A 343-nucleotide genomic window follows, 5' to 3' on the forward strand; every position below is an offset into this window, starting at 1 on the left:
CATCACACCTGCGGTGTAGCAGCGCGGCAGCTTGCTGGCGGAAAGCAGCACCGATTTTTGCTCATCGCACAGCTTCTTAAAGCGCGCAATTTGCTCTACCTCATCAGGCGGCAACGTCAGACACAGCCACCATTCAGCCATGTTCAGCATCTTCTCGGCGATGACCGGGTAATCCGCCAGGTTCTGCGTCGCCATCCACAGCCAGGCTCCGAGCTTACGCCACATCTTGACCACTTTGGTCATGTACGTCGACAGCAGCGGGTTGGTGGTGATGATGTGTGCTTCATCGATGGCAAAGACGATTTCGCGGTCGAGATACTGATCGCGCTCGGCGATGTTGTTG

Annotated in this window: 1 pseudogene; it reads right to left on the minus strand. The window is 56.3% G+C overall.

Features of this window, described 5'->3' with window-relative positions:
• Nucleotides 1-343 (minus strand): annotated as a pseudogene (locus KVT28_RS24730) (type VI secretion protein); the annotation flags it as partial.

The sequence above is a fragment of the Pantoea sp. GbtcB22 genome, assembly GCF_019091025.1.
Taxonomy (GTDB): domain Bacteria; phylum Pseudomonadota; class Gammaproteobacteria; order Enterobacterales; family Enterobacteriaceae; genus Pantoea; species Pantoea leporis.